A 26,920-nucleotide genomic window follows, 5' to 3' on the forward strand; every position below is an offset into this window, starting at 1 on the left:
TCCGGGTCGTTATCGGCCCGGGTAGCCTTTTTTGTTTGGGACTCGCCCGCAGCCGAGCCCATACGAACCGGGAATCGGGCGGCATCACGCCTCCCCGCACTCCGATTTACTAAAGCTTAACCTGAGGATGATATTGGAATAATACTTCATTTGCATAATAGGACATACAGGGTGTCTAGACAGCATACCTGGCAAAAAATTTGAATGCAAGGATGGGGAATATGCGTAGAGGAATCCAAATTGCGATGGCCGGTATCATGATGCTCTCCCTGCTGGCGGGCTGCGGAAAGGCCGACAATCAGGCAAGTTCGGCTCAGACGGCGGAAACGGCCGGGACGGCGAAGAAAGAAGAGAACAAAAGCGCCCGGATCGGGGCAATCAGCGTCGCCACAGCCGGGGACACGAACATGACGGAACTGCAGGAAAAATCGGTCGCTCCCGAATTCAAAAAGCTGCACAGCGGCGCCGAGGTGACTGTCGTAGGCACAGGCCCGGGGGATGCGGGCTCGCAAAAGATTTTTGAAAAGCTGAAAGCCCAGAAGGACGCCGGAAAAACGGAATGGGACATCGATGTGGCGGTCGTTCATCAAAGCATTATGAAACAACTGATCGACAACGATTTGCTTGAAAAATGGGTGCCTCAGTCGGCCAATAAATCTTACGTAGTATCCGCGGACAGCAAGAACAGTCTCGGAACGAATGTCGACGGCTACGTCATTCCGCTTTTTCACAGCCAAGTGGCGCTGGCCTACAATCCCGATAAAATCAAGCAGCCTCCGAGCAGCATGGAGGAAGTGAAGAACTGGATTCAGGCGAATCCGAAGCGCTTCGGGTACAACGGCGTTAAAAACGGCATGAGCGGGGTTGCCTTCGCGACGGCTTATACATACTGGAAAACCGGCGATTACAAGACGCTGAGCGAAGGTCCTTTCAAAGCAGATCCGGAAAGCAAATGGCCTGCCGCTCTGAAAGAGCTCAAAAGCTTGCCGGTCACGATAACGAACGGAAACAACGGCACGCTCGACATGCTCAACCGCGGCGAGATCGACATGGGCCCCGTATGGGTGGATATGTTTTACCTGTGGAAAGAAGACGGGCGTCTGAATCCGAATATGCGCCTGAAAGTCGTCGATCCGGGACTGCCCGGTCAGCCGATGTACGTCGTCGTCACCAAAAACGCCAAAAACAAAGCGGCTGCCGCTGCGTATGCGGACTATCTCACATCCCCGGAAATTCAGGCTTCGGTCATTGTGGAAAAAAACAGCTGGTATCCCGGAATCGATGCCACGGCCGTGCTTCCGAAAGTGAGCGACAAAGGCAAGGAGAAGCTGTTCAAGGATGTAACTGCGGAAGATCTCAGCAAACGCGGACAATCGTTCCCGCTCGCTGAATATTTGAAAGACTTGCAAACGGCATACGAAGCGAACTGAACATACTGACGCATAGGCGGTGAAGACGAATGCAAGCAGATGCAGGCAAACTGCAGACTGTTCGGCAGGCGTCCGGCCGAAGCGCATGGCTGGGGGCCGCTTGGGCGGCTCCCGCTGTCTGCTTGGTGGGCGCGTTGTTTGTGTATCCTTTTTCCAAATCTTTTCTTGCCAGCCTTCAAGCTGCAGACGGCGGGTGGACCTGGCAGCATTACCAAACGGTATTTCGGCTGTACGCCGGGGATATCTGGTTTACGCTGGTCGTGTCGGCCGCAAGCCTCATCATCCTGCTGGCGCTGTCCGTTCTGCTCGGAGGGCTGCTTCGGCTGCAGGCGCGGCCGTTTGTCGAGTTTTTGTTCAAAATTCCGCTGTTCGTGCCGTTTGTCGTGGTCGGCCATGCGATGCGGGTGTTTTTGGCCCCCCACGGGACGCTCAATTCGGGGCTGATGACGCTTCATCTGTTCGACCCGGATCAAATGCCGTCGATCGCTTTTACGACCGCTGGCCTTATTATCGCATTGGTGTGGAAAAATATCGGCTTTGCGCTGCTGCTCATTCTCGGCTCCTACAGATCGGTCAATGAAAGCTACCTGGATGCCGCCAGAAATATGGGCGCGGGCCGGATCAGGCTGATCAAGGACATTTTGCTGCCTATGGGTAAAGGCTCGCTGGGCGTCGTAACGGTGTTGACGTTCACGTCGATGATGGGCAGCTTTTCCATACCTGCCATGATGGGAGACGGGGGCGGCCGTCAGATGCTGATGATCGATCTGTATTATCAGCTTATTTATCAGCAAAATTCGGGTGCGGCCAATGCCATCGGCGTTATTGCGTATATCGTTTCCATGGGCGCAGCCGTTTACTATATAAGGAGGGTATCGAAAGTATGAACATAGGGCGGTTGTCGCTGCGGTTGGCCGGATATGCGGCGGCGCTGTTTTTTATATTGGGCCCGATTGCCAGTCTGGCGCTGTGGTCTTTTGCGCATAAATGGTTTTGGCCGCATGCCTTGCCGACGGAATGGGGGCTGCGCTACTGGAGCAAAGTGTTCGAGGGCAAAATGGTGCATGCGCTTTCGCTCAGCTTCGGCATTGCCGTCGTTGTCACCGTCGTGTGCCTGCTGATTTCCGTGCCGGTCTCCTATTGGATCGCACGGTATCGGGTTCCGGGCCGTTCGGTGCTGCTGCTGCTGTTTTTGCTGCCGCAGGCGTTCCCGCAGCTTCCTGTTTTTACGAATACGATGGAGCTGATGTACCGCTGGGACCTCGTCGGCACGAAGACCGGACTTATTTTGATCCATCTGGTCGGCGCCGTCGTTTTCTGCGTCTGGACGATGGTGTCCGTGTTCCAATCCGTCTCGCTGTCGATGGAGGATGCGGCTGTCAATTTGGGAGCGTCGCGCAGCCGGACGTTCTTCACGATTACGCTGCCGCTCAGCGTTCCGGGGATGATCGCGGCGGCGCTGCTCGTATTCCTGTATTCTTTGGACGAATTCACCGGAAGCCTGCTGATCGGGGCGCCGTTCCAGCTGACGATGCCGGTGTTTATGTACAATGCGGCGATGGGCTATGAAATGCAGGTTGCTTCCGTTACCGCCCTGCTGCTCATGGTTCCGGGCATCGCGCTGCTGCTCTTGCTGCAGCGATTCATGCGCTCCGAATATTTGAGCGCTTTCGGGAGGGTGTAAACCGATGCAAATTCAGCTTCAAAATTTGACCAAAAACTACGGCGGCAGCCGGGGAATTGCCGGCATCAGCCTGGAGCTGCCTTCAGGGGGCCTGACGGCGATCGTAGGCCCCAGCGGCTGCGGCAAGACGACGCTGCTCCGCACGCTCGCCGGCTTTCTAGCGCCGGACGCTGGCGTTATCCGCTTCGGTGAGCGGGACGTCACCTATGCGAGCCCGCAGCAGCGCGGCGCGGCGATGGTGTTCCAAAACTATGCGCTGTGGCCGCATATGTCGGTTTTCGATAACGTCGCGTACGGACTCAAGCTGCGCAAAGTACCGGCCGCCGAGCGGGAGCGGCGGGTGCTGGACGTGCTGCGGCGGGTGGAGATCGACGTCTCCGAAGTCCGCCGCCGGCACCCGCAGCACTACTCCGGCGGCCAGCAGCAGCGCATTGCGCTGGCCCGGGCGCTCGTCGTGCAGCCGGACCTGCTGCTCATGGATGAGCCTTTGTCGAATCTCGACGCCAAAGTCAGACAGCGGCTGCGGGTGGAGATCCGCAGCATTCAGCAAGCTTTCGGCATCACGGCGCTGTACGTGACGCACGACCAGGAGGAGGCCCTCTCGATGGCCGACTACGTCGTCGTCATGAACGAGGGCCGCATCGAGCAAGCGGGCACGCCGCAGGAAGTGTACTGCCGGCCTGCGACTTATTTCACGGCTCACTTCCTCGGCGAGAGCCATACGCTGTGCCTGCTGCGCGGCAAGGAAGAGCAGCGGCTCGTCGTCCGCGCCGGCGATGCGCGCATCGGCGAACGTCTGGAGCAGCCGCATAGCGCGCAGCCGCTGCAGGCGATCGAAACCGACGGCGAGGTCGTATTGACCGGCGCCGTGCGGGGCCATCTATTCCTGGGCTCCGCGTACAGGCACATCGTTCACATCGGTTCGCAGTCTTTTTTTGCGGACAGCGAAGTGCCGCATCCCGAGGGGACGTACGATATCCGCATCCCCCGGGACAAAGCTTACTGGTTCGCAGCCGAGGCCGGCGAACCGCACAAGGAGGTGTCCGCATGAGCAGCGCTTGCGTACACATGTTGAACGTCGGATGGGGCGATGCCCATTTCATCCGTCTCCCTTCCGGCAGCCTCACCCTCATCGACGGGGGCGACGGCGCACCGGGCGAGCGGGAGGATACCCCGCTCGCCTGGATGAACCGGAACGGCGCTGACCGGCTCGACTGGATGATCCTCACGCATCTGCATGAGGATCACGTCAACGGCCTGCTCGAGATTGCGGCCCATAAGCAGGTGGGCTGCGCGATTTTGCCCTATGCCCGGTTTGATCTGCCCGCCCGTTCCGTCGTACAGCCGGAACGCGATCCGGGCGTCGAACGGGCGTACCGGGTGCTGGAGCATTACATCCGGCTGGTCGATCTGCTGCTTGAGCGCGGCGTTCCGATCGTTTGGCGCAGCGTGTACGATCAGGAAGCTTCCGACGTCGTCTGGAGCCGGGAAGGTTTCACGCTGCGCCATCTGTACCCGTGGTCGGACGATCCGCTGCCCGGGCTTGCGATGCTGGAGGCCGCGCTGGACGCTTACGAGCGGAGAACCGCCGATGCGGACGGGCTGCTCTGCGAGTTTTTCGAGCTGTCCAACGACGACAGCTCGGTGTACAGGCTGTGCGCCGCGGAAGGAGACGCGGCGTCTGCGGTGCTGTTCGGCGCCGATCAGGTCGAACCCGGCTGGGCGCGCCTCGCCCGGCGCGCCGATCTGCACAGCGCCGTGTGGAAAGCCTCCCATCACGGCATGGAGGACGGACTGAGCGGATTGACGCTTTCGCTGATCCGCCCCGGGCATGTCGTCGTGCCGATCAGCGAAAGCCTCTCGACGCCGCTGCTGGCTCGCTGGCGGGAGCTCGAGGCTGCCAGCGGCAGCAAGCTGGTGCGCACCGGCGACGTACCCGCCGGTAACAGGCGGCACGTATTCACGGCGGGCGCCATTGAAGTTTACATCGGCTGAGGCTAGGGCCCGGCTGATGAAAAAACGCGCAGGCTGCGGGCATTGACCGCAGCCTGCAGGCCGTGGCCCCAGCCAGCTGCGAGGGTCACAGCTAGCGTCGCGAATGCGACAGCTTGCGGCGAGAGCCACGGCTAGCGTCGCGAAGGCCAGAGCCAGCGGCGAGAGCCACGGCTAGCGTTGCGAAGGCCCCAGCTAGCGGCCAAGACCACAGCTTGTGCGTTAAATTTTTGTTCGTATCCTTCCAGAATTTATGATAGTGTTGGAGTGGAGACAAACGGTTATTTCTTCATTTTGTTCACTATAAAACGATGACGGGGGAATGGATTTTGCAGCACTATCGACAGGAACTTGAGCTTGTATGGGACGGTAAAGCGACGCTCGGCGAAGGGCCTGTATGGGACCATCGTACCCGGCAGCTGTTGTGGGTGGATATTATGGGCAAGCGCGTACATACGCTTAATCCCGTTACCGGTGAGGAACGCGCCATTCATGTCGGCCACTTGGTCGGGGCGGCGGTTCCGCGGGAGCAGGGAGGCTTGGTGCTGGCGCTGCAGGACGGGTTCTACTCGCTCGACCCGGCGGGGGAGCAGTTAACCCGGCTGGCCGGACCGGAGACCGGCAACCCGGGCAACCGGTTCAATGACGGCAAATGCGATCCGGCAGGGCGCTTTTGGGCCGGTACGATGGACATGACGGAGCAGCGCCCGAGCGGCTCGCTGTACTGCCTGGACATTCACGACGAGTGCCGCAAGGTGCTGGACAACGTCACGGTATCCAACGGGCTCGGCTGGAGCCCCGATAACCGCGTGATGTATTATATCGATTCGCCGACGAAGCGGGTGGTCGCTTACGATTACGATCTTGAGAGCGGGACGCCGGGTAATCCTCGGGTTGTGGTGTCGATCCCGGAGGGAGAAGGATTCCCGGACGGCATGACCGTTGACGCTGAGGGGATGCTGTGGATCGCGCAGTGGGACGGTTGGCAGGTGTCGCGCTGGAATCCGGCAACGGGAGAGAAGCTGGGCTGCGTCCGCATTCCTGCGGCAAGAGTATCTTCCTGCTGCTTCGGCGGGGAGCGCTGCGACGAATTGTACATAACGACGGCGCGCATCGGGTTAAGCGAAGAGCAACTGAAAGAGCAGCCGCACGCCGGGGGCGTGTTCCGGGTCAAGCCGGGCGTGCAGGGTATGCCCGCCAGCTTTTACGCCGGGTAGGATGCGGCCGGCAGCGATCGGTAAACGGCTCGGGCAAGCAGCTCCGCGGGCGAAATTGCCGCACTGCCGCGCTCGGACGCGGCGGCTGCTTCTCCAAGGGGCCGTCCCCAAAGGCCCCCTCACGCCGCGACATGAAGGGAAGCCTGTCCGGCAGCGCGAAAAACGGGCACCACTGGCAGTGCGCAGAAACCTGCGCTTTTGAGACACTTGGAAAGCTGCACCCGCTAAGGCAGCGCAACTATTTGGCAGCGCGGCGTGCAGAACTGCTGCAAAAACACCCAAGACGTCACCCCACACGGTGCTGCAGCGAGCAAAAAGCCTGCAAAAGTGCAGCTTTTTGCTCGTCAATACGCCTGCAGCAAAATATTCCTGCAAAAGTGCAGGCTTTTCTGCCGATACGCAGGGCTCAGGCCATTTTGAGCCGAAATTCCTGCACAATCGCAGGCTTTTCCGCCAAACGGGCCGTTTCCATCGTAAAAGCCTGCACTTTCGCAGGCTTTTGCCACGTCCGCCAAACCGCTAGCACCCGCGCCGGCTCAAGGCGGCGAAGTACACCCGCCCGCCCGGTGCGGCGAATTCCAAAAACGCAAGCGCTTCGCTAGCGCAGCGAGCAAAAAGCCTGCAAAAGTGCAGCTTTTTGCACGCCGATACGCCTGCAGCGAAATATTCCTGCAAAAGTACAGGCTTTTCTGCCGGTTGACAGGATCGGGCCGTTTTGAGCCGAAATTCCTGCACAATCGCAGGCTTTTCCGCCAAACGGGCCATTTCCACCGCAAAAGCCTGCACTTTCGCAGGCTTTTGCCAACGTCCGCCAAACCGCTAGCACCCGCGTCGGCTCAAGCCGGCGCTCTCGCCGCACCGCCGGCGCTGTAGCGGATACGCTCTTGCCGCACCGCCGGTGCGAGAGCGATCCCGGCGATCTCCGCTTCGCGGCCCGCCTTCGCGCGCGCCGCAAAATTTGTTTCGCCGCAAGCACAGGTCCGGCGAATCTCCCTATGCAAGCCGCCCCCGGCGGCTTTTTTTATATTGATATTGATAATTATTATCAATATAATATTTTTAACCGAACTTACAGTTCCAATGATTGAAGAAGGGGAACGCAGACAATGTCTTTTCAGGATCATATGCTGTTGTGGAATCATGCGGCTCTCCGCGTGCTGGACGTAAGGCAGGCCGTGTTGCAGCCTGGCGATAGCTTGCGTGCTTATCAGCTCCCGGCCAACGTGTTTTTGTTTGCGGCTTGCGGCAGGGCTCAGGTGCTGTTGGAAGAGATCGCATACGCTGCGGACAAGTGCTTTGTTTGCCACGCGGGCAAAGGCGCATTTTTGGATATCGTTCAGGTGATGGAGACCTTCGAGTATTTCATGGTTTACTACAACGCGGTGATGGTTCTGCCGTGCCGGCAGGAGCTGCTGCGCCTGTACAAGGAAAGCAATCCCTTCCAACTGCAGTACGGTTTGGCGCCGCATTATCCGATTCCCCTTTTCACGCATATAGAGCAAATGAGCCGTCAATGGCAGCAGGGAGGCCCCTTGCAAAAATTTCATGTTAAAGGGCTGTTTCACCAGTTTGTTTATGAGCTGCTCGGGCAGCTGCAGGCGCAAGGGGGAAAGACGACGCAGCCGGATTTGGCCGCCCGGGCCATCCGTTATTTAGAGGAGCATTACGCGGAGCCCGTCACGCTTCATTCCCTGGCCTCCGTATTTCATTGCACTGCACGGCAGCTGCAGCGAATGTTCAAAAAGAGGCTTCAGATGGGGCCGATGGATTATTTGATCCATATCCGGATGCAAAGAGCCAAGGCTCTGCTGCAGCATACGGACGCTTCACTGCCGCATATCGCCGAATCGGTCGGTTATACCGACAGTTACTATTTCAGCAGGATGTTCAAGAAATATACCGGGGCTTCTCCGCTTCACTTCAAAGAGCAGGCACGGACAACGGAAGTTCGTCGTTTTAATCCATCCCGTCCGTCGCGATTTCCCATTGGCGCAGGGAAGCTGCGAATGTATAGTTTTACTGGTGATGAAAATCATTATCAATACAAAGACGGAGGAACTGCACCCATGTACAAAAATTTCATAGCGGCGCCGACGGTAGGTCTCATGCTAACTTTGCTCCTGCTGCTTGGTGCCTGCTCCAATGCGGCGGGCGGCAGCGCCGGGGCGGTGAGCGGAGGAACCGGCCAGACGGCTTCGCAGGCGGCTCCATCAGGGACAACTTCCCAAACGCCGGCCAAGCTGAGCGCTCCCGTAACTATCAAGCATCTTAAAGGCGAGTTGACGCTGGAACGCCGGCCCGAGAAGATGGCTGTTCTCGATACCCAGTTCGCGGATCAATTGCTTGCGCTGAACGAAAAGCCCGCCGGCACGGTCATTACGACGTTCGACACGGCACAGTTTCCGGACTATTTGGCCGATAAGCTGAACAATGTCAAAGTATTGGGAACCAAGGAAGAGCCGAATCTGGAAGCGATCATAGCCATGGAGCCGGATTTTATTATATGTACCGAGTTTCAGGAGAAAATTTACGACAGGCTCGTCAAGATTGCTCCGACTGTCATGATGAACCGGAATGAAGATTGGCGCGATACGCTGACGACGTTGGGGAAAATGGTCGATAAGGAGAAGGAAGCCGAGAAAGTACGGAATGACTACGATCAAAAAATCGGCAAGCTGAAAGCCGAGCTGGCGGCTAAACTGAAAGATCGGACCGTAGCCTTGATCCGCCCAAGGGACAACAGCATCAGACTTCACACGACAGGGCACCGCACGGCGTCCATCTTGTATAAAGACCTGGGGCTTACTCCGCCCAAACAGGCCGTCAATGATAAAGACACGAGCACGATGATTTCGTTAGAGGCTTTGAGCGAAGTGAATGCGGATCATATGTTTTTATTGACGGATAATCAGTTTCAAAAGCTGACGGAACAGTTCCAAAGCACTGCCGTATGGAAAAATCTGAAGGCGGCCAAAGAAAATCATATTTATCCGGTCAATTCGACCTTGTGGATCGCTTATTATGGCCCTATAGCCATGAGCATGGTCGTGGATCAAATCGCCGAGGCGCTGCACGTTGACGTTTAGGATCGTCGGAAGCAAATATTTGGCGGTTTGCAGATTGCCGATGATCCCGCTCGCGCCGAAAAGAACTAATATGATGCTGACCGCTTTCCCCATAGGATAATTTGCCTTTGACCGGCAATGATGGAATAAAGGCTAGAATTCCAAGCAGGGCAATTGCACCCATTTTGAAAAAATGAACGGAATATAAACGAAAACCTATTTCGTGAGACCCAAACTCCACATAATTTATTACAAACATTTGTGGAGGGGCAATGACATGAAAAAAATACCGGTAAAGGGTTTTGTTCTGCATTCAGAAGAATCCGGCAATAAACATTCTCATGGACTATATATTACTTCCTGGGACGGTCGTCCTGTAAAGCATGTACATCCTTTTTCAGGTGTTACTTCCTATGAGGATGGACACGTCCATGAATATGCGGGAGTAACAGAACCGGCTCCAACGGGCGTCCCTCATGTGCACAATTACCATACCGTGACGACTAACAATCATGGTCATACTCACAGCATTTGCGGGATAACGGGTCCGGCAATCGACCTCCCCGGCGGCGGTCATATTCACTTTTTTGAAGGGTTTACAACCATAGACGGCAGGAGTCCGCATGCCCATCATTATCAGGGAACTACCGGTAATGAAGCTTAATATGATTTGCCCATCGAAACGTAAATTTGGATATATGTACAAGCAAAAGTGAAGTCGACGACATATGAATATGACGGGTTTAAAAATGGATTGCGAAAGGAGGATATGAACATGGGCGCTAGTTGTGCAGGTTACGGTATGGGAACAAATGTGGCTGCTATCTTGGTTCTTTTTATTCTTTTGGTCATCATTTCGGTAACTTTCGTTTGGTAATTTAATGTGATCTTCTCAGCCCAAATAAACGAGATGCATGTGTGCATCTCGTTTATTTGGGCATTGAAAATTGACCGACTCAGCTTTAACGTTGAGTCCCCTTTGTCCTTATCGTATGTAATTATCCAGGGCTTTTTGTAAATCAGATAATACTTGGCTTCGATGCTCATCTTGAACGGAAGAGACCACGCAATGTTCCAAATGGTCTTTTAATATTACTTTAGCGACACCGTCTAATGCTTTTTTAACTGCAGCAATCTGAAGAAGTATATCCGGGCAATCTCTGCCACTATCAGACATTTCTTTTATAGAACGAACATGGCCTTCTATTCGAGCTAATCGATTGGTCACTTGTTTCCTTTGCTTATGAGGGTGCGTGTGATCGTGACTATGTTCGTGTTCTTTATCCGGATTGTGTTCATGTTTATGCATAAGCGCCCTCCATTCCACTAACGTATATTGTATCCCCCCTTGTATAAACGTGTCAAAGTGAAGAATATCATGAGTTGACTCCTTGTAAATTTTGTACATTAAACAAGCGGAAATACGCCCCGCCTTCCTTCATCAACTGTTCATGCGTTCCTTTTTCTTTGATCTCGCCATTTTCTATGAGAATAATTTGGTCTGCGTGGGTAATGGTCGAAAGTCGATGAGCGATGATTAAGGTCGTTCTGTTCTTCGCCAATTTTACGAGAGATTCTTGGATCAAATGTTCGGATTCTAAGTCAAGAGCGGAAGTCGCCTCATCCAGAATCAATATGCTTGGACTTTTAAGAAAGACCCGAGCAATGGCGACCCGCTGCTTCTGTCCTCCTGATAATTTTACCCCGCGCTCACCGATTTCCGTATCGTATCCGTTTGGCAGATTCAAAATAAAATCATGAGCATTTGCAGCTTTAGCCGCATGTATAACTTCTTCCTCCGTAGCGCTTGGCTTACCGAAAAGTATATTTTCACGAACCGTTCCGCTAAACAAAATATTATCTTGTAACACCATGCCGATTTGGTCGCGCAGGCTCTTTATTGTGGTGTCCTTAATGTCCGTATGATCAATCAAGATGCGTCCTTCTTGAATATCGTAAAAGCGAGGAACTAGACTAATTAGCGATGATTTTCCGCCGCCGCTCATTCCTACAAAAGCAATGGTTTCGCCAGGCTGAATTTGGAGCTGAATGTTTTTTAGAACCCACTCCGATGAACGATCATATTTAAAACTTACATTTTCGAAATCTATTTTTCCTTTCATCTTTTGAAATGCTTTGGCATTAGGTGAGTCAACGATATCGTAGGGTTCATTCATAAGTTCTACAACACGATCTAATGAAGCGCTCGCTTGAGTTAATTCAGTCGAGGAATTCACCAAACGGCGAAGCGGACTGTACAAACGATCCAGATAGGCAAAGAAGGCTATAAATGACCCTATGGTCAGGTTCCCTTGGATAACTTGATAGCCGCCGTAGGCCAGTACAAGCAATGGAGCAATATCGGTTAGTGTATTTATAATGGAATTGGTCAAAGCATTCCATTTCGTTAGAGCAAGTGCACGCTCCAGAAATTTATTATTTCTTTGGCCGAATCGTTCTTTCTCGACCTCTTCTAACGCAAAGCTCTTAATAACCGGAATACCATTAACCCGTTCATGCAGGTATCCTTGCATTTCGGCAAGAGCTTGAGAACGAGCCTTGGTTAGCGTTCTAAGCTTTTTATATAGCTTTTTTACGGAGAAGGCATACAAAGGAAATACGGCTATAGCGACAATTGTCAGCCAAAAATCCATTTGAATCATAAATGCCGCAGCGAAACTTAGAGTAAATAAATCGATCCAGATATTCATTAAGCCTGTTTCGACGATGCTTTTCGTTTGCTCGGCATCATTGATCATACGTGAGATAATTTCGCCTGTTTTATGATTCTGATAATAACGCAAGGATAGCTTTTGAATATGTGAATACAGATGGTTTCGCAGGTCGTAAAGGATACGGCTTGTTGTTAACTGGGCAAAATATTGGCGAAGATATTCGATTGGAACCCGTATGATAACAAATAGGACAAAGGCACCTAAGAGCACCTCAATTAGTTTTCTTGTCTTTTCTACAGAAGAAATGGAACCTAACAATATATCATCAACGATATATTTCATTATTAAAGGCAGAGTCAAAGGAATTCCGAATTTCACCATTCCAATGAGTACAGTAATTAGAACAAGCTTCCAATAAGGTGTGATAAACTTGAAATAGATCTTGAAACTGGACATTTAATACTTCCCCTTTTGTAAGACATACCACTTGCAACTAATTATCGCCTATAATTTCCCAGTGGATTGGGTCTGATATTTATTATAATATCCCCCTATGGGGGATATGTAAAGAGGGGGATATAGCTGTATTTCGCGAATGGTCCTAGACAAATAACCCCAAAGCCTTAAAAAATGGCAATGGGGACATTCATTGAAATGAAAAAATGTGTGACATAAGACGGCGGCTTCCCGCTGTAAGTGCTACGACAGCATATCCAGAAGACGACGGGCTGCTGTGGAAACGGGGACGTCGTTTAATGTAATCAAGCCTATCTTGCGAGGAGGGGGTGGGTTTTTCAGCAAAAGCTCTACAACTTTCCCCTGCTCCAATTCATCTCTGGCAAAATCGCGAATGATGCATGCAACACCGAGTCCCGCTTGCGCGAATTGCAACAATAAATCAAGGCTGCCCAATTCGATTTCAGGACGAAGAACGGCTCCTTGACTCTCTGCAAAATGATCTATGAAGGCGCGGGAATTGCATCCTCGTTCCAGCATGATAACAGGATAGGAGCTTAATTCCGCCCAACCTATCGGCTTGTCAGCAAGCTCTTTATAGGCTCCCCCGACTACAAAGCAGTCATGGATCTCGATACTCTCGCGAATACGCAGCTGCTTGTCGTTTAGCGGCAAGTTTACGATGCCGAAATCGATTTTTCCTTGCTTGAGCAATTCTACGGTTTTTCGAGATGTACGGTTCGTTACCTGGATTTTGATTTCCGGGTACGCTGTATGAAAAGACGATAAGAACGGCAGCAAGTAATGTTTGCATAACGTATCTCCTGCACCGATTCTGATCTCTCCGCTAGTGAACTGCTGCATCTCGGCTATTTTGCTCTCTCCGGTTGTGATGAAATGATACGCCTGCTCGACGTATTTGAACAATACCTCTCCTTCGGCAGTCAACTTGACGCCTCTGGGGGTACGGAAGAAAAGCTGGCCGCCTAAGCGAGATTCCAGCTGTTTAATCGCATGGCTGACGGCCGGTTGTGTAATGTACAGTTCTTCCGCCGCTTTGGACAGGCTGCCCCATTTTGCCGCGAAATAAAAGGTCCTATACCATTCCATGTTTGCGAGCATCGGCAATCATCCTCGTGATCATAAAATATTTTATACCAGATATAATTAATATTAATTTCATTTATGTCTACTTGCTCCATTATAATCATCCTTGGGCGACAAAATCAACGTTAGCTTCTGAATCATACGAGAATGCGAATCCAAAATATGAGGTGACAAAATGGAGCCAATGTCTCAACGCCAAAAAAGAAAGCTATTCGCCATGAATCCGGTCATTATTGTTCTCGGGTTTGTCAGTTTACTTACTGATCTTTCCAGCAACATGATCGTGCCCATCTTGCCGCTGTATTTAACGACTGTACTGCATGTTCAAGTCGGGTCCATTGGAATCATTGAAGGAATCGCAGAAAGTACCGCGAGCATTTTAAAGCTGTTTTCGGGTTGGATGACCGACCGCACCCGAAAGCATAAGCTTTTGATGTTGGTTGGCTATGGATTGTCGAATCTGACAAAGCCGTTCTTTGCTTTAAGCAGCTCCTGGGGACAGGTACTCCTGATTCGATTCTCCGATCGTTTCGGAAAAGGAATACGCACTTCGCCGCGCGATGCCTTAATCGCCGATTCCACTACGAAAGAGGAACGCGGAAAAGCATTCGGATTTCGTCGCGCGATGGATGCGTTAGGGGCTGCATTAGGTCCGTTAGTTGCTTTTGGTGTACTCGCCATATTTACGAACAATTACCGCCTTGTATTTTGGCTATCCGTAATCCCTGGGCTTATAGCGGTAGCTCTTATCTTCATTTTCTTAAAAGATAAAGAGCCTGGTGGTAACGGAACCCAAGCGAAGCTTCCCAAAATCGGGTTTAAAAACTTAAATCGGCGCTTCATATGGTTTTCCTTAATTTCGACACTATTTGCGGTCGGCAATTTCTCTGATGCGTTTTTGGTGCTGCGCGCCCAAGATGCAGGGATGCTTCCTGCCTTAATTCCGCTCACTTTCTTCGCATTTAATATGAGCAGCAGTATCTTCTCAATGCCGGTAGGCATGCTGTCTGACCGAATTGGCCGTCGACCGGTGCTTATTTCCGGATTCATTATCTTTGCGCTGATTTATTTTGGATTTGGGATGGTTAATAGCGTCATTTGGATCTGGGTGTTGTTTGTATTGTACGGACTTTACTACGCATTTACGGATGGTATACAAAAGGCATATATTGCCGATATTGTGCCGGAAGGGCAGCGTGGAACTGCGATGGGTACATATAACGCATTGACCGGAATAGCCGCATTACCGGCTAGTATAGTGGCAGGGTTTTTATGGCAAACGTTTGGTCCTATGGTTGCTTTTAGCGCCAGCAGCATCATTGCGATATTGGCTGCACTTTTAATGATTATTTTTCGGATTTAAGGAGTTCAATAATAGAGGAAGTGAGCAAATAGAACAGTCTTCCAATAGAAATATAAAAGGCCATCCAACACTGTTATCGTTACCAGTGTCGGATGGCCTATTCTGCTTTTAGGAAGTACTATGATATTTTGTACTTTCCCTTAGAAGAAAAACGGGGATCTTCTAAAAAAGAACGGAGATTCCTCAATAGCCAACAAGTCAAAAAGTACAAGTGGAGTGAACGGGTTGAAGAAAGGAGTGAACGCGCTCGTCTTAACCGACTTTTTATTTTGCTGAAGGTAGAGTTTATCTCCGTTGACCTTGTGCAAAACACCATCCAAAATTTGTCCATTTCGTGTCATGACGTACACATGTTTTCCAATGTGAGGCTTAACCTGTTTTTTAGTAATTGCCATTTCTAACACACCTCCTATCAAGTATGAAGAGAACGAAGATCGGTTGTCATAAGAAATTTACGGAACCGAAATACCTTCCCTTTTATAACATAGATTATGAAATACATTAAAAAAGCGCTTGGACACTATGATCTGATAATTGATGGGATTCTGCTGATTTTGTCAATGACTGCCGTAGTGCCCTGCAAGCTGGATATTCCTTATGCAACTGTAATCCGCTAATTAGCGTTTATACATAAAATTCCCATAATCGATCACAACGATTTCACCATTAGGCTTTAGACGTATATTTTGATAGTAGGGGCCATGAACATCTAAAATTTCATAAGGAATAATTTTATTTTTTCTAAACTTAGCTTTCATTGCGGAGAGTTTTTGCCTATTTGTTGTTGTATTGCGATATGGACGATCATACTTTTTCATGATTATCCAACAATATCCTTTCCCATACTTAACTACAGGAGCAAGGTGTTTTTTTAGCTCAAGCGGAGACAATTTGTACATTGTAACTTCTTTTCTATTGCTTTTAATCCCGCTTTTGGCTTTAGCCAGCTTTAATACAAAACCATTTCCCAGGTCGTACACAACACGCCTTGCGCCCGTACCAATAATGTTTTTTCTACGAATCATTTTATGATACGATTTTTTACTAAACAACCGAACTCACCTCTTCAGGACACGGATAAACTTTTTTTATTATATTCAGACAAAGTAATAAATCACAGTGCGTTAATACAACTCCAATCGTGCATTTTCTTAAAGTGAGTCGATAGGATCGATTAATGTTCATATATCCAAACCGATCTACAATCCGCGGCATATACTAGATTTGACAAGAGAAACGGTAAACGGTGGATAGCGGGAGATCATGCGGGGAAATGGAGGATATTGCCTTGATGAAAATGACAGCGTACATGAAAAGGAAAATAAAGGGGAAGAAATGCATTGGGGAAGGCGTTACACGAGTTGTATACGATTTAGGCAACGGCTATGTACTGAAAATGGCCAAATCCAAGAACGGGATTATATGCAACCGGACGGAAGTAAACCTGTATAAATCATCTTCGAAGCCGATTAAAAAATATCTTGCCAAAATTATCGAATATGATAAGGCAAATCGCTGGTTAACTATGGAAAAGCATAATATAAAATTTCCCAATAATCCTGTATATAGAAGAAAACTTATGATAGTAGTGAAGAAGTTTGTGGAAAATGGAATTATTCCGTCAAAAGGTGTTAGTCGTTATAGCAGCCCATATTGTCCTAACCTACGTTTAAAGCGGAATAAACAGATCGTGGTCATTGATTACGGCGGCTTTAAAATTAACCGTTAACGGTTGCGTTAAACACCGTCACGATTCAATGATATACTTAAAAAGGAGCTGCCATGGCAGCTCCTTTTGCTTCTTAACAACTCATACGATTTTGTGCATTTACCAGACGAAAGTTACCGAGATGATGACCAAAAGAATAAACAGAACCAAGATAGCAGCCACGTTTGTTCCCATGCCGTATCCTGCACAACTAGCGCCCATGTTTATATCCTCCCTTCATAAATCCATTTTCAATACGTCATATTCATATGTCGCCGACTTCACTTTTGCTTGTATATATGTCCCCAAGTTACGTTTATGTGTCATTCTCAAATAACGCCGCGTTCTGACCGTCTTGTGTTGCTCGCTAAAAAATACAAATATTTCCCCTCTTGAAAGGCGAATATTTGTTCGGTATTCTATATATAATGAATAAGAACAAATATTCTTATTTTGGAGTTGGTGTTATGTCAAAAGTAGTGATGATGTCGGATTGCCAGTCCTTCTATGCATCGGTCGAGAAAGCCGCACATCCGGAGTATGCCGATTATCCCGTCATTGTTGCAGGCGATCCGGCGCGACGGTCGGGCATTGTTCTGGCCGCTTGCCCAATTGCAAAAACGTTTGGCATCACTACGGCTGAAACTGTAGGAGAGGCGGTTGCAAAATGTCCCGATGTAGTTGTGCTGCTTCCGCGCATGCAAACGTACCTCACTTGTTCTTTGCTAATTACTGAAATTTACGAAAAATTCACGGATCTGGTTGAACCCTTCAGTATCGATGAGCAGTTTATTGATATAACAAACAGCACAACAATTTTTGGTACTGCAATTGAGATCGCGAAGCAAATCCAAGAGCGAGTTCTGGTATCAACCGGAGTGTTTGCAAGGCTGGGCATTTCGGAAACCAAAATCCTCGCTAAAATGGCCACTGATATACATGCAAAAAAACGTGAGGATGGCATTTACGTACTACCTAAATCTGAAATTGAATCCTCATTATGGCCGCAACCGGTGAACAAGATGTTCGGAGTGGCCGGCAAGATGACTGCACATTTTGCAAGAATGAGTATTTATACGATCGGAGATATTGCAAAAATACCACTGCCTGAGCTCAAAAGAAGAATGAAGATTCGCTTCGGAAAAAATTGTGATATTCAAGCAGAGGTGTATTGGCGAACAGCTCAAGGCTTGGATGACTCACCGGTATCTCCAGGAACTTTTGACCGAGGACATCAGACTATCGGTCACGGAATGACGCTGCCGCGTGATTATGGTACTAAGGAAGACATCAATGTTATTCTTCATGAACTTTCAGAAGAAGTATGCAGGCGCTGCAGATCAAAAGGGTATGCGGGACGGGTTATCCATGTGGGAGTGCAGGGGGCTAACTTTGACCTTCCTACAGGATTTTATCGCCAAGCTACTTTACCGGATCCCACCAATATTACTCGAGAAGTTTACGAAGGAGCCTGCCGCATATTCTATAGACACTGGGATGGTTTGCCCGTACGAAAGCTTTATCTCACACTTTCCAATTTCAGTAAGGACACTGAGTATCAGATTTCACTATTTGGCAACCGAGAAAAACTCAGAGAGCTGGAGCGTACAACTGACGAAATTAAAAATCGTTTTGGAACAACGTCTATACTCCGTGCATCCTCTCTCTTGCAGGCCGGGCAAGCGCTTGACAGGTCTCGAAAAATTGGAGGACACTACAGATGAATAGCAAGAAATTATCCGGGAATGGATTGTGGGAATCCAGCAGAATGCTTTTGCCTGAACACCGCGAGGCTCTTATTCAGAGGAGACAGAAAGAACCGGAGCGTAAGGAGCAGATGCCCTCTTTTGAAGAATTGGTTTTGGTTAAAAATTCAATGATTTTACCCATTATGCTTACAGTAGCTGAAAGCAACCTCCGTAAAATTGAACTTTCCGATTATTCTTTGAAAAAGCTTTATACAGTTATAACAAACATACTGGTAGATCGAATTATTCAAGATATTTCGGAGACAAAAAAAATGCTTAAAACACAAGGAATAAAGATCTATGAAGAGGAGAAAGTGGATGATACCCTTCGAGTTAAATTCAATTGCCGCGGCTATGAAGACAGCATATCTATAATACGCGATGTAGTGAAGTCAGAGATTAGAGTCAAAATTCAAAGATATATGGAGGAAATTTTAAAGCCACTTATGGCAAAAAAATAAGCAGGGAACTTGCTGTCATGGTAGTGTAGAAATTCCTACTATGGAAAGGAAACTGTTACAGCATACGCATCACAGGTTTATTCGACTTATAGCATGAAGCATTATTGACATAAAGTTTAAGAGTTAGAAAATGATCAAGTTGAAGTCGCAAATTGTCCCGAATTCTGGTGCTGGTAATCGCTTAACAGCCGCTGCATTTTTTCCACCGTGCCGTCCCGATGGGGAACGTGGATGGAAACCATCAAGCTTGGATCCTCCAAATATTGAAACGAAACATGATCGAAATTTAAGATCCCGAGATTCGGACAACGAAGCGCCTTTGGGGCATCAATAGCGTCGAGAACCTCATGCGACTCCCAAAATTCCCGGAATTCGGGGCTGGCTTGGCACAGCGCTTCGAACTGTTCAGACCACCAAGGGTCGTCAACGTGACGCGCATACCCTGCATGGAATTTAGCGGCTATCCGACGCGCATGCAGCTCCCATTGATCTCCCTTGATGTAGCGAAAACGGGGAGAAGTAAAAGTCATCCAAACAAAATTTCGCTCTTTGTCCGACAAGGCGGCGAGATTCCCGTTCAATGCGCAGTAGGCCGCATTCCAGGCAATGATGTTCATGCGTGCATCCATGACATTCGCCGGAGAAGTGTGTTGGCTATCCAAAAAACTTTGAAGCGCCTGGCTCACCTGAGCAGATATCTTCGTTTCTGCTAAGGGGAGTTGTTTGCGTGCAAGAAAAAAAAGGTGCTTGCGCTCCGATTCATCAAGCCTCAACACAATGGCTATTCGCTCAAGGACCTCAGCGGATACGTTGATATGACGGCCTTGTTCCAAATAGGTATACCAATCCAATCCTACGTCCGCCAACAAGGCAACCTCGCCGCGGCGAAGTCCGGGCGTGCGTCTGCGTCCGGACTCCGGCAATCCTACTTGCTTAGGGGTAATCCGTTCCCGGCGTGTGCGCAAAAAACGGGCTAATTCCTCATAACGGTCCAGCTTGATCGACATGATCGCCATCCCTCCTATCGAACGATGAAAGTAGGACTCCCAATCCTACGATAACCAGATCTCTTCCTAGCTTAGTCGAGTCCATATACACTAGCTTATATCATCCTTCTGGATGAAAGCAAGAATGGCAAGGGGCAGAGATCAGCGGTTGAACCTTGATCTCGTAGCGGAAAACTTCGTGGAATGGATGAAGGAGCAATCCCGTATGAAGCAACTGCAAACCGTAGAATGAACATTCTCAACAGAAACCGTGGAGGGCAGAAAGATGTATGAACATATCGTATTATTGAAACTTAAGCCTAATGTTACGATTGACGAACAAGAAGAAGCGGTGAAGCAAGTCCAAGCCTTTAAGAATAAGATCCCGGGCATTGTAGACCTTAGCGCCGGGATTAACGTCACGGAAGAAGTGGAGCATAAGCAAGGCTATACGTTAGGCATTCGGGTAACCTTTGCGAATCGGCAGGCTTGCCGGGATTATACCCAGCATCCGCTGCATCAGAACTTATTGCAGCGAGTCGGCCCATTTGTGGAAGGGATCGCTGTCGTGGACTACCCGTTTTCTTGAACGCATCCCTTTATCGCTCTTACGCAAGCGTGGTTGCTGACATTATCCTTCGGCTTTTTGGCCATGCTGTTTTATGGCATTACGGCGTGGCTGCCGCAAATCATCCAAAGCATGGGATTCAGCAAAAGCTATGCGGGCAGCGTATTGACGATTTTCGTGATCGTTCAAATCCCCGGGAGGCGCCGCGAGTAATCGATGCGCTCAAGGCGGGCCAGACGAAAGGACGCGTGGCCTTCCTGATCGACTAGGCTCTTTGCTTTTACCTGTCGACGCTACAACGTCTGCAATGGATGTTGCTGTATACCCCTTTTCTATTCGGTTAGCAAGAAAAACAGAGCAGCGAGGTTAACCCTCCTGCTCCTGTTGTTTTATGCTATGGTTTCAACTCCGATGGGGATAACTTAATCACGCTTTACTGAATACTTCATCCACAAGCCGTCATTATCGAGCTTTTCAACATCATTCAAAACGAAGTTTACTGACTTGAAGTTTTTAAGGGCAGGATTCGTATCAAAAATTGTCTTGGAATTAGCCGAACCATCCACAACCGGCAATACCAGCAGACTCAATTCATCAATTAATCCCTCGTTCAAAAGGGAGCCATTAATAACGCCGCCGCCTTCTACCAATATTTGATCGATATGAAATAAATCTTTTAGTTTTTTTGCTACAACATTGAAATCTAATGATTCTTTTCCACCGAAAATATAGGAAATACCTAGATTTTGCAGGTGGGCTAGATACGCATCGGAAACTTTTTCTGTAAGAATCTCTATTATATGGTCTCCAATAGCGTTTTCTCCTCCTTCTGTAATATGTTCATATTTCCAATCAAGTTTACCAGTAGAATCGATTACAACAATATACTGATTCGCATTTTCGTTTGCAACATAGTCAGTTCTAGGGAAATTTGGTGCATCATTTGTTCCCGCAATAAAATCGCTCATACCTAACATTTCTTGCAAAGTAATTCTTCCTAATATCGATGCTTTACACCCGTAAGCAGTATGAATTTTTCCGTACTGCTCTAAAAAATATGCCGTCCCGTCCTCGTTCATAAAATCTCCAACGATTTTCCCGTCCAATGACGCCATCATGTGGCAAATAAAGTTGTGTGAATTAGCATTAAATATGGATGTTAAAGAAGCAAATCTTGTTTGGTTTAAATACTTTGAAAGCAATTATTTATTCTTTTCAACGATGATAACAGGCCAAGGAATATTTGCTTTCCGCAGTCATTTTCTTGAGTTTGTCATTGAGGAAATAAAGGGAAGAGTGGATACAACCAGAGGGAAGAATAAAGGACTAAATGAAGATGTTATTCTTAGATTCTTTGGATCAGCTATTGTAGGAATAGTAGAATCTTATTTCACAGAAGGTATACCTAAATCACCTGAAGTGGTAGCAGAACAAGTAGGGATTTTATTAGATAGGAACCTTTACTAGCTTCACGATCTGCGCTTAATTTGTTTTGGTACGATAATTCCCGTAAAAACTTCCAACAAGCAACTTTTTCAACGGCCGCGCGTTTAATTAAAAGGAAACAAATGGATGATGGAGGCGCTATGAATAAGCTATCGATTATGCTGCTAAGTGTGTTTCTGCTATCAATCGCTGCCGGATGCAGGGAAGAAGCTGTGAAGAAGCCGGAAATTGACACCATATCGCAAATACCTCAAACTTCCGGGTCTCCACCGAAAAAGACGCCACTAGAGTCTGATAAAGAAGGGCTGGAACATAAGAGTAATACTTCTTCCCAGCAAGCTTCGGACTCCTCCGAAAAGTTGAACTTGGATCGAATCGTATATTACAATAACGGCGAATTGTTCTGGGCTTTGGGACACGGGGCGGTTTATTTCTCAGATAACATCGGTAAGCAGTGGACCGATATGACGCCAAAGGGAGTTAGCATCGATACAGCTGGTGCAGGGTTCGACTTGTTTGCTTTTCATCACGGAGCGGATCGAATCGATGTGTATGAACACTCTTTCGACCCGCAGCAAGAGTGGACGCACTCTGTTCTTCCGACCAAAGAAAAGTGGGAGATCTCCGGCACTTTACTATTTGCAAACTACTTGGTCGGGGCTGACAATTGGCTTCTCGTCGAATCTGATTCTACGAATGGGACGGAAAAAAAGGCGCTGTATCGAATCTCAGAGGACGACAGACAATGGACGAGGATCCAAGATATAAGCGGCCAAGTTGTCGGGAGAGCGAGCGGCATCACAATCCGCAGCTCCAAGGAAGGGTGGATCACTTGCAGCGGCGGGAATAACGATATCATTCTTTATCATACGACGGATGGAGGGCTTCATTGGACGAAAGAAAAGCTCCCCGTTCCCGAAGAAACTTCGAAAGTATCTTTTACAGCAAATGTATTTGCACCGGTATTCGATGAGGAAGGAGATTCAAATTTGATTCTCCCAGTCGAGATCATCTATGGCTCTGAACAAATGATGACGTATTACTATACCTACGATGCCGGGAAGAGTTGGATCTTATCGACAAGCCGCTATAAGAACGTCAAGCCCCCGCCTGCTTACTACCCGGATCAAACATACGGCAGAGGGACGGCGCTTGGCGAGCAAGGGGAGAAATTATACCATTTTGCTCTTGACGATTACAGCGATTTTTTCGATGGGCCCGTCCCTCAGCCGCTCGAAATCAAGCTAAAAACAAATTTAAGAAAGGCAACGCAGCTCTTTTTTCGCGTAGAATCGAACGAGGGCAATGATAGGGTGGGACGGGGCTGGGCGTTGCTGGACGGCGAGCTTGTGGTCGCTCAGGACGGCGGAGCGATTTGGCAAAGACAGTAACATATCATAGCATTTACCTTTAGTTGCATTGAGGTGAAAAACCAGTTGCATTCCCCACCCCTCTCCAATATGTAAAAGAGGTCATTTCGTACCGTCATAATCCGGATCTGCGTCGCGACTTCCTCTTGGCTTAGCAGGTTTCGTCAATCCTAGCTCAAGGGAACGCTCATTAATAATACTTAGCTGGTGGGATGATACCGTGGAAGGGATAAAGTGTTCCTTGATTTTTAAAGGCAGGTGCTCGTACACATCAGATGGGCAGGTGAATAACATATTATCGGCGACCAAATTAATCAAATCATCGTCAAGGTTCTCAGCCGTAATATATTCGCCATCATCCGTTTCATCCATATCTTCATTGTTCCTATGAATTTCCTCCAATTTCTTAACGACTTTTTCGGCCACACCTTCGTCATCAAAATTAAATGCCTCTTGCAATGCTTCAAGCATGTTTTGAGTCGTCTTTGTTTTAGGATTTAACATCTTCGATAACATCTTTCTTGCATGTTTGCGACGATTTTTGTATTCTCTTTTGTAAGCAGCGACCATAGCAGCCATGCCGCCGGAAATGTGAGATTTGTCTTGACCAAATGGCCCGCCCGGAAAGTTTGTCAAGAAATCGATTCCGGAGAAATTGGATTGAAAGGCATTCGTTGAGATTGCTTTCGTTTCTTCCATAGCTGAGTCTGCTAACGTTGTACGTTCAAACACATTGCCCTGGAACTTGGTCAGCGATTGGGGACCTTTATTATCTTCAATTCTTTCTTCTGCCATTTCTATTTCAGGCGATACAGCCTCTTCAAAATGGTCCAGTTCCTCCTGCAAAGGAAAGTAATCTATGTCTACGTCGTCCTCATTTCCGTCCATATACTCACCGTTCTCCAGAGCGTCCTTTAATTCTGCTGCCGCTTTTTCATCGTAGAAATTCAGAAACTCTTGAACGCGTTTCAAAAAATCCCGGGTATATCCCTCCGTTTTGAATTCCTCAAGTGTGCCGTCTTGCAGAATATTAACCGGAATTTTACGCATCTGAATAAGCCCCGAGGCGTTATTCGGAATCGGTGCGCGCTTCGCCTGCAAGGGCGGTCTTGCCCCCCCTTGCTGCAGCATTTGGCCCACGGCCCTGTTGCCGATCGTTCGCTGCAGGTAAGTAATGGGAAGTTGCCCGGCCAGTTGGACGTTCTGCTCCAACGTAGAGCCAATCTTTATATTTTCTGATGATTGCGTTGTGCTCACATTGCTCGTTTTAAGCTTGGATTGGAAGCGTGAATGTTCCATATGTCCTCCGGACTCTAGGATTCGTTTATATTCCTTGAATGGATTTGGGTTAATAATAGAATGGCTTCCTCATTGACAGGATCATATATAAGCACTTTCTCCAACAAAAGTTCGGCTTGCTCGAACTCTTCAAGCAAAAAATAACATAACGCCATATTATACAGCGTACCCGTATGCTCCCCGTAAATATGAACGGATCGTTGAAAATAATCATTGGCTTGCGAATAACAGCCCATCTCGTAAAACATAGCTGCTATATGATAAGCCAAGTCCATATCCTCGCCTAACGAAAAGTACGTCGCCCAAACCTTATGAACCGTATCGATCACCAAGGCACGTTCCCTCTCGGAAAAAGTAGGCGCCAACTCGAACAGTCTCGGTAAATAGTACGAGAAATGGTGGCTATCATAACAGCTGAGGCGAATATAGGCCATCATTTCCTTCAGGCCCATGTCTGAATATCGGTTTCGTGCATGCTTGGCAATATTGTAGAAATCGTCCGGACCATATTCATTGACATACCGCTCATAAGCCGCACAGGTATCTATATACTGCTCCGGATTGTCCAGCATCAGGAGGCATCCTACATCGATATGATGATGGGGATGTTCCGGAAATAAGGCCCGCCCCCTGTTTCTCTCGCACAACCAGCGGAAAGCATGGAAATTAACAGGAAGCGAAAAGCTGCCGTGACGCACCAGACCGGAGGCCGGCTTGTATGGCAGTAAAGTGGGATCGTGGTTGCCTTTGTCGGCGGTAAGCAGCATTAGCCCTTTACGCGATAAGGACTTCATATTCTGCAAGCAGCGCAAGCCGACGGTTGGAACTAACAAGTGGGTGCTGTTCAGCATATTCCCGTACTCCAGAATGAGCTGATTCCAATCATGTTCTGGAAAAGTCGGTGTCTGGATAGAACGATGCGTGTATTTCACATGCACATTCGATAGTACTTCCTCAGGCGCAAGCGTGTCCGGATCTTGGTCGTGGGACAGAGTCACTAAGCATTGAAACCAGTTGCGTTGTTCGAGATAATACAAATCCTGAGGGATACTATCGAATACGTAATTGGCAATCACCACAAGCGGATTGGCCAGTTCGTTTGCGGCGATCTCCCGGTTGCTTATCTGTAATTGAAGCCGATTCGATTTATTTATATCAAACAAGGCCATATCTAATAAACCGCGGTGAAAAAAAGGAGCAAACTGAGGATGCCGCTTCCAAAAAGCAAGATTGCTGCAAGTAAAATCCGTCATTACATAACAAATCGGTATCGTTTCCTGTTGAAATTGTTCGCAGATCTTGACAAACCGCGTTATAAAATGAAATGCAAACCGCCCCGACCCGGCGCCTAATTCGCAAATGTAAAGCGGTTCATCCCGAGAATGCCCTAAACTCTCTCCGGATGACGTCATCCTCTTCCGGTCGCGCAAAAAAGCAAATACGATCTCGGCGTAGCTGTTTGCCAACGTGGGACTGCTTGTCACATAATGCGGCACTTGGCCGGATTGCCAAGCAGCGGCCCCCTTTTCGTCGAAAAAATCCCGCTGTAGCTGCCAGAGTAACGATTCGGAAAAAACTTGCTCTTCTTCCAGCAAATATTTACGCTTACCGCGTACTTTCGCTATTGAACCTATGTTATCCATAGGTAACATGTCATCACCCTTTGTATCAGCCTTGCAAAACGCATGAAAGCTATAATGTAAGTGTAGATCAGCCCAATAAAAGAATAATGAAAGATTCTGCCGATAATTAGCAAAAAACCGCGCAGCATCAAGCCTTCACGGTTTTTTTAAAATGGCGATTTTTTCCTGTACGCCAAATAAGATTATCAATTAAAAGCGACATAAGCCAAAGAGGTGATTCGGTCGAAAATACAATCCTTTAGTTCACCGCAACCGCCCCCGCATATTCATCAGCGCAGTCATCAGCTCCGCTTTGACCAGGCTCCTCAGCATGGTGAAATGACGAACGTAGCCGCGGACTTTGTATTCGACGTGGATGCCTGAAGCATTCGTGTTCGTACTGAGCACTTTCATGTCCCGTTTCTTCATCTTGCTTTTGATGTTTTGCAATTCGGGATAAATGGAATTTTCAACTTCCCGAAGATAAAAAATAAGATGATTATACACGATCTTATCCTTGTAAACTTTCAATTCGTCGATATCCCTCGCCAACATATCCAGCAAAATAGGCAGCAACGTGTATTCCTTGATGATCTGAACATCTTCTTCCGTTTCGATTCTTGAATTAACACTCATAATGAACACCACCATAATACGAACGTTTATTCTTATTATATACCGAACATACGTTCCTTATACAGTGGTATTTTACGGAATTCCGCT

At 48.5% G+C, this 26,920-nt stretch carries 28 protein-coding genes; 17 read left to right on the forward strand and 11 right to left on the reverse strand.

Features of this window, described 5'->3' with window-relative positions:
* The first annotated feature begins 221 nt into the window (after positions 1-221).
* From AC6RNO_RS11090 to AC6RNO_RS11130, 9 genes are all read left to right on the forward strand, one after another.
* The gene (locus AC6RNO_RS11090; RefSeq protein WP_474680234.1) at positions 222-1,430 is read left to right on the forward strand and encodes an extracellular solute-binding protein; all 1,209 of its coding nucleotides are present in this window, start codon (positions 222-224) and stop codon (positions 1,428-1,430) included.
* A 29-nt stretch (positions 1,431-1,459) separates the two neighbouring features.
* The gene (locus tag AC6RNO_RS11095; RefSeq protein WP_474680235.1) at positions 1,460-2,317 is read left to right on the forward strand and encodes an ABC transporter permease; all 858 of its coding nucleotides are present in this window, start codon (positions 1,460-1,462) and stop codon (positions 2,315-2,317) included.
* Positions 2,314-3,114, forward strand: coding sequence for an ABC transporter permease (locus tag AC6RNO_RS11100; RefSeq protein ID WP_474680236.1), 801 nt, complete (start codon positions 2,314-2,316; stop codon positions 3,112-3,114). Before AC6RNO_RS11095 ends, AC6RNO_RS11100 begins: the two co-directional genes overlap by 4 nt.
* A 4-nt stretch (positions 3,115-3,118) precedes the next feature.
* Positions 3,119-4,165, forward strand: coding sequence for an ATP-binding cassette domain-containing protein (locus tag AC6RNO_RS11105; protein ID WP_497105487.1), 1,047 nt, complete (start codon positions 3,119-3,121; stop codon positions 4,163-4,165).
* Positions 4,162-5,109, forward strand: a complete 948-nt coding sequence (locus tag AC6RNO_RS11110; RefSeq protein WP_497105488.1) for an MBL fold metallo-hydrolase — start codon at positions 4,162-4,164, stop codon at positions 5,107-5,109. Before AC6RNO_RS11105 ends, AC6RNO_RS11110 begins: the two co-directional genes overlap by 4 nt.
* Positions 5,110-5,435: 326 nt before the next feature.
* Complete coding sequence (locus tag AC6RNO_RS11115) at positions 5,436-6,323, forward strand: SMP-30/gluconolactonase/LRE family protein (RefSeq protein WP_497105489.1); 888 nt, start codon at positions 5,436-5,438, stop codon at positions 6,321-6,323.
* Between the two features lie 1,106 nt (positions 6,324-7,429).
* Positions 7,430-9,409, forward strand: coding sequence for an ABC transporter substrate-binding protein (locus AC6RNO_RS11120; protein WP_497105490.1), 1,980 nt, complete (start codon positions 7,430-7,432; stop codon positions 9,407-9,409).
* A 256-nt stretch (positions 9,410-9,665) separates the two neighbouring features.
* The gene (locus AC6RNO_RS11125; protein ID WP_474687275.1) at positions 9,666-10,052 is read left to right on the forward strand and encodes a YmaF family protein; all 387 of its coding nucleotides are present in this window, start codon (positions 9,666-9,668) and stop codon (positions 10,050-10,052) included.
* Positions 10,053-10,163: 111 nt separating this feature from the next.
* Positions 10,164-10,265, forward strand: coding sequence for a YjcZ family sporulation protein (locus AC6RNO_RS11130; RefSeq protein ID WP_474683085.1), 102 nt, complete (start codon positions 10,164-10,166; stop codon positions 10,263-10,265).
* A 108-nt stretch (positions 10,266-10,373) separates the two neighbouring features.
* On the opposite strand, the gene AC6RNO_RS11135 is transcribed toward AC6RNO_RS11130, so the two are convergent.
* The 3 genes from AC6RNO_RS11135 to AC6RNO_RS11145 all read right to left on the reverse strand — a co-directional run bounded on the left by AC6RNO_RS11135 (position 10,374) and on the right by AC6RNO_RS11145 (position 13,641).
* Positions 10,374-10,697, reverse strand: a complete 324-nt coding sequence (locus tag AC6RNO_RS11135) for a metal-sensing transcriptional repressor (protein WP_474687273.1) — start codon at positions 10,695-10,697, stop codon at positions 10,374-10,376.
* A 67-nt stretch (positions 10,698-10,764) separates the two neighbouring features.
* A complete protein-coding gene (locus tag AC6RNO_RS11140) occupies positions 10,765-12,519 on the reverse strand; it encodes an ABC transporter transmembrane domain-containing protein (protein ID WP_497105491.1) in 1,755 nt (584 codons plus the stop codon).
* 243 nt (positions 12,520-12,762) lie between these two features.
* Positions 12,763-13,641 (reverse strand): LysR family transcriptional regulator, encoded by an 879-nt coding sequence (locus AC6RNO_RS11145; protein ID WP_474687269.1) that lies wholly within the window; start codon positions 13,639-13,641, stop codon positions 12,763-12,765.
* Positions 13,642-13,801: 160 nt separating this feature from the next.
* Between AC6RNO_RS11145 and AC6RNO_RS11150 the strand changes: the two genes are divergently transcribed.
* Positions 13,802-14,989 carry an MFS transporter gene (locus tag AC6RNO_RS11150; RefSeq protein WP_497105492.1) on the forward strand — a complete coding sequence of 396 codons (1,188 nt, stop codon included), beginning with the start codon at positions 13,802-13,804 and terminating at the stop codon, positions 14,987-14,989.
* 140 nt (positions 14,990-15,129) lie between these two features.
* Here the strand turns inward: AC6RNO_RS11150 and AC6RNO_RS11155 are convergent, their stop codons facing one another.
* Together AC6RNO_RS11155 and AC6RNO_RS11160 are read right to left on the reverse strand one after the other, a co-directional pair.
* On the reverse strand, positions 15,130-15,384 hold the full coding sequence (locus AC6RNO_RS11155; RefSeq protein WP_474687265.1) for a hypothetical protein: 255 nt from the start codon (positions 15,382-15,384) through the stop codon (positions 15,130-15,132).
* A 222-nt stretch (positions 15,385-15,606) separates the two neighbouring features.
* Entirely contained in the window at positions 15,607-16,041 is a 435-nt protein-coding gene (locus AC6RNO_RS11160; protein ID WP_488438570.1) for a hypothetical protein, read from the reverse strand.
* A gap of 221 nt (positions 16,042-16,262) precedes the next feature.
* Between AC6RNO_RS11160 and AC6RNO_RS11165 the strand changes: the two genes are divergently transcribed.
* Positions 16,263-16,718: a hypothetical protein gene (locus AC6RNO_RS11165; RefSeq protein ID WP_488438571.1), complete on the forward strand. Its 456-nt coding sequence runs from the start codon at positions 16,263-16,265 to the stop codon at positions 16,716-16,718.
* Positions 16,719-16,817: 99 nt separating this feature from the next.
* Here the strand turns inward: AC6RNO_RS11165 and AC6RNO_RS11170 are convergent, their stop codons facing one another.
* Entirely contained in the window at positions 16,818-16,919 is a 102-nt protein-coding gene (locus AC6RNO_RS11170; RefSeq protein WP_474683085.1) for a YjcZ family sporulation protein, read from the reverse strand.
* Between the two features lie 245 nt (positions 16,920-17,164).
* Between AC6RNO_RS11170 and AC6RNO_RS11175 the strand changes: the two genes are divergently transcribed.
* Together AC6RNO_RS11175 and AC6RNO_RS11180 are read left to right on the forward strand one after the other, a co-directional pair.
* Positions 17,165-18,421: a DNA polymerase IV gene (locus AC6RNO_RS11175; RefSeq protein ID WP_497105493.1), complete on the forward strand. Its 1,257-nt coding sequence runs from the start codon at positions 17,165-17,167 to the stop codon at positions 18,419-18,421.
* Complete coding sequence (locus tag AC6RNO_RS11180; RefSeq protein WP_474686040.1) at positions 18,418-18,906, forward strand: YhjD family protein; 489 nt, start codon at positions 18,418-18,420, stop codon at positions 18,904-18,906. The genes AC6RNO_RS11175 and AC6RNO_RS11180 overlap by 4 nt, the downstream gene beginning before the upstream one ends.
* A gap of 134 nt (positions 18,907-19,040) precedes the next feature.
* Here the strand turns inward: AC6RNO_RS11180 and AC6RNO_RS11185 are convergent, their stop codons facing one another.
* The gene (locus AC6RNO_RS11185; RefSeq protein ID WP_497105494.1) at positions 19,041-19,913 is read right to left on the reverse strand and encodes an MmyB family transcriptional regulator; all 873 of its coding nucleotides are present in this window, start codon (positions 19,911-19,913) and stop codon (positions 19,041-19,043) included.
* Positions 19,914-20,178: 265 nt separating this feature from the next.
* Between AC6RNO_RS11185 and AC6RNO_RS11190 the strand changes: the two genes are divergently transcribed.
* Both AC6RNO_RS11190 and AC6RNO_RS11195 read left to right on the forward strand, forming a co-directional pair.
* The gene (locus AC6RNO_RS11190) at positions 20,179-20,481 is read left to right on the forward strand and encodes a Dabb family protein (RefSeq protein WP_474686044.1); all 303 of its coding nucleotides are present in this window, start codon (positions 20,179-20,181) and stop codon (positions 20,479-20,481) included.
* Positions 20,482-20,514: 33 nt separating this feature from the next.
* Complete coding sequence (locus tag AC6RNO_RS11195) at positions 20,515-20,673, forward strand: hypothetical protein (protein ID WP_497105495.1); 159 nt, start codon at positions 20,515-20,517, stop codon at positions 20,671-20,673.
* 209 nt (positions 20,674-20,882) lie between these two features.
* On the opposite strand, the gene AC6RNO_RS11200 is transcribed toward AC6RNO_RS11195, so the two are convergent.
* On the reverse strand, positions 20,883-21,578 hold the full coding sequence (locus tag AC6RNO_RS11200) for a dihydrofolate reductase family protein (RefSeq protein ID WP_497105496.1): 696 nt from the start codon (positions 21,576-21,578) through the stop codon (positions 20,883-20,885).
* A 13-nt stretch (positions 21,579-21,591) separates the two neighbouring features.
* Between AC6RNO_RS11200 and AC6RNO_RS11205 the strand changes: the two genes are divergently transcribed.
* On the forward strand, positions 21,592-21,927 hold the full coding sequence (locus AC6RNO_RS11205) for a TetR-like C-terminal domain-containing protein (RefSeq protein ID WP_488438107.1): 336 nt from the start codon (positions 21,592-21,594) through the stop codon (positions 21,925-21,927).
* Positions 21,928-22,046: 119 nt separating this feature from the next.
* Positions 22,047-23,297 carry a DUF6242 domain-containing protein gene (locus AC6RNO_RS11210; protein WP_497105497.1) on the forward strand — a complete coding sequence of 417 codons (1,251 nt, stop codon included), beginning with the start codon at positions 22,047-22,049 and terminating at the stop codon, positions 23,295-23,297.
* 81 nt (positions 23,298-23,378) lie between these two features.
* Here the strand turns inward: AC6RNO_RS11210 and AC6RNO_RS11215 are convergent, their stop codons facing one another.
* From AC6RNO_RS11215 to AC6RNO_RS11225, 3 genes are all read right to left on the reverse strand, one after another.
* Positions 23,379-24,575, reverse strand: coding sequence for a hypothetical protein (locus AC6RNO_RS11215; protein ID WP_497105498.1), 1,197 nt, complete (start codon positions 24,573-24,575; stop codon positions 23,379-23,381).
* Positions 24,576-24,589: 14 nt separating this feature from the next.
* Entirely contained in the window at positions 24,590-26,227 is a 1,638-nt protein-coding gene (locus tag AC6RNO_RS11220; protein ID WP_497105499.1) for an SAM-dependent methyltransferase, read from the reverse strand.
* A gap of 234 nt (positions 26,228-26,461) precedes the next feature.
* Positions 26,462-26,833, reverse strand: coding sequence for a YhjD family protein (locus tag AC6RNO_RS11225; protein ID WP_474686057.1), 372 nt, complete (start codon positions 26,831-26,833; stop codon positions 26,462-26,464).
* Positions 26,834-26,920: the final 87 nt, after the last annotated feature.

The sequence above is a fragment of the Paenibacillus sp. sgz302190 genome (genome assembly GCF_059820445.1).

Coding starts and splice junctions, on each gene's coding strand:
- AC6RNO_RS11090 (WP_474680234.1), top strand. CDS start 222: ATGCGTAGAGGAATCCAAATTGCGATGGCCGGTATCATGATGCTCTCC.
- AC6RNO_RS11095 (WP_474680235.1), top strand. CDS start 1,460: ATGCAAGCAGATGCAGGCAAACTGCAGACTGTTCGGCAGGCGTCCGGC.
- AC6RNO_RS11100 (WP_474680236.1), top strand. CDS start 2,314: ATGAACATAGGGCGGTTGTCGCTGCGGTTGGCCGGATATGCGGCGGCG.
- AC6RNO_RS11105 (WP_497105487.1), top strand. CDS start 3,119: ATGCAAATTCAGCTTCAAAATTTGACCAAAAACTACGGCGGCAGCCGG.
- AC6RNO_RS11110 (WP_497105488.1), top strand. CDS start 4,162: ATGAGCAGCGCTTGCGTACACATGTTGAACGTCGGATGGGGCGATGCC.
- AC6RNO_RS11120 (WP_497105490.1), top strand. CDS start 7,430: ATGTCTTTTCAGGATCATATGCTGTTGTGGAATCATGCGGCTCTCCGC.
- AC6RNO_RS11125 (WP_474687275.1), top strand. CDS start 9,666: ATGAAAAAAATACCGGTAAAGGGTTTTGTTCTGCATTCAGAAGAATCC.
- AC6RNO_RS11130 (WP_474683085.1), top strand. CDS start 10,164: ATGGGCGCTAGTTGTGCAGGTTACGGTATGGGAACAAATGTGGCTGCT.
- AC6RNO_RS11135 (WP_474687273.1), bottom strand. CDS start 10,697: ATGCATAAACATGAACACAATCCGGATAAAGAACACGAACATAGTCAC.
- AC6RNO_RS11140 (WP_497105491.1), bottom strand. CDS start 12,519: ATGTCCAGTTTCAAGATCTATTTCAAGTTTATCACACCTTATTGGAAG.
- AC6RNO_RS11145 (WP_474687269.1), bottom strand. CDS start 13,641: ATGCTCGCAAACATGGAATGGTATAGGACCTTTTATTTCGCGGCAAAA.
- AC6RNO_RS11150 (WP_497105492.1), top strand. CDS start 13,802: ATGGAGCCAATGTCTCAACGCCAAAAAAGAAAGCTATTCGCCATGAAT.
- AC6RNO_RS11155 (WP_474687265.1), bottom strand. CDS start 15,384: ATGGCAATTACTAAAAAACAGGTTAAGCCTCACATTGGAAAACATGTG.
- AC6RNO_RS11165 (WP_488438571.1), top strand. CDS start 16,263: ATGGAGGATATTGCCTTGATGAAAATGACAGCGTACATGAAAAGGAAA.
- AC6RNO_RS11170 (WP_474683085.1), bottom strand. CDS start 16,919: ATGGGCGCTAGTTGTGCAGGATACGGCATGGGAACAAACGTGGCTGCT.
- AC6RNO_RS11175 (WP_497105493.1), top strand. CDS start 17,165: ATGTCAAAAGTAGTGATGATGTCGGATTGCCAGTCCTTCTATGCATCG.
- AC6RNO_RS11180 (WP_474686040.1), top strand. CDS start 18,418: ATGAATAGCAAGAAATTATCCGGGAATGGATTGTGGGAATCCAGCAGA.
- AC6RNO_RS11185 (WP_497105494.1), bottom strand. CDS start 19,913: ATGTCGATCAAGCTGGACCGTTATGAGGAATTAGCCCGTTTTTTGCGC.
- AC6RNO_RS11190 (WP_474686044.1), top strand. CDS start 20,179: ATGTATGAACATATCGTATTATTGAAACTTAAGCCTAATGTTACGATT.
- AC6RNO_RS11200 (WP_497105496.1), bottom strand. CDS start 21,578: ATGATGGCGTCATTGGACGGGAAAATCGTTGGAGATTTTATGAACGAG.
- AC6RNO_RS11210 (WP_497105497.1), top strand. CDS start 22,047: ATGAATAAGCTATCGATTATGCTGCTAAGTGTGTTTCTGCTATCAATC.
- AC6RNO_RS11215 (WP_497105498.1), bottom strand. CDS start 24,575: ATGGAACATTCACGCTTCCAATCCAAGCTTAAAACGAGCAATGTGAGC.
- AC6RNO_RS11220 (WP_497105499.1), bottom strand. CDS start 26,227: ATGTTACCTATGGATAACATAGGTTCAATAGCGAAAGTACGCGGTAAG.
- AC6RNO_RS11225 (WP_474686057.1), bottom strand. CDS start 26,833: ATGAGTGTTAATTCAAGAATCGAAACGGAAGAAGATGTTCAGATCATC.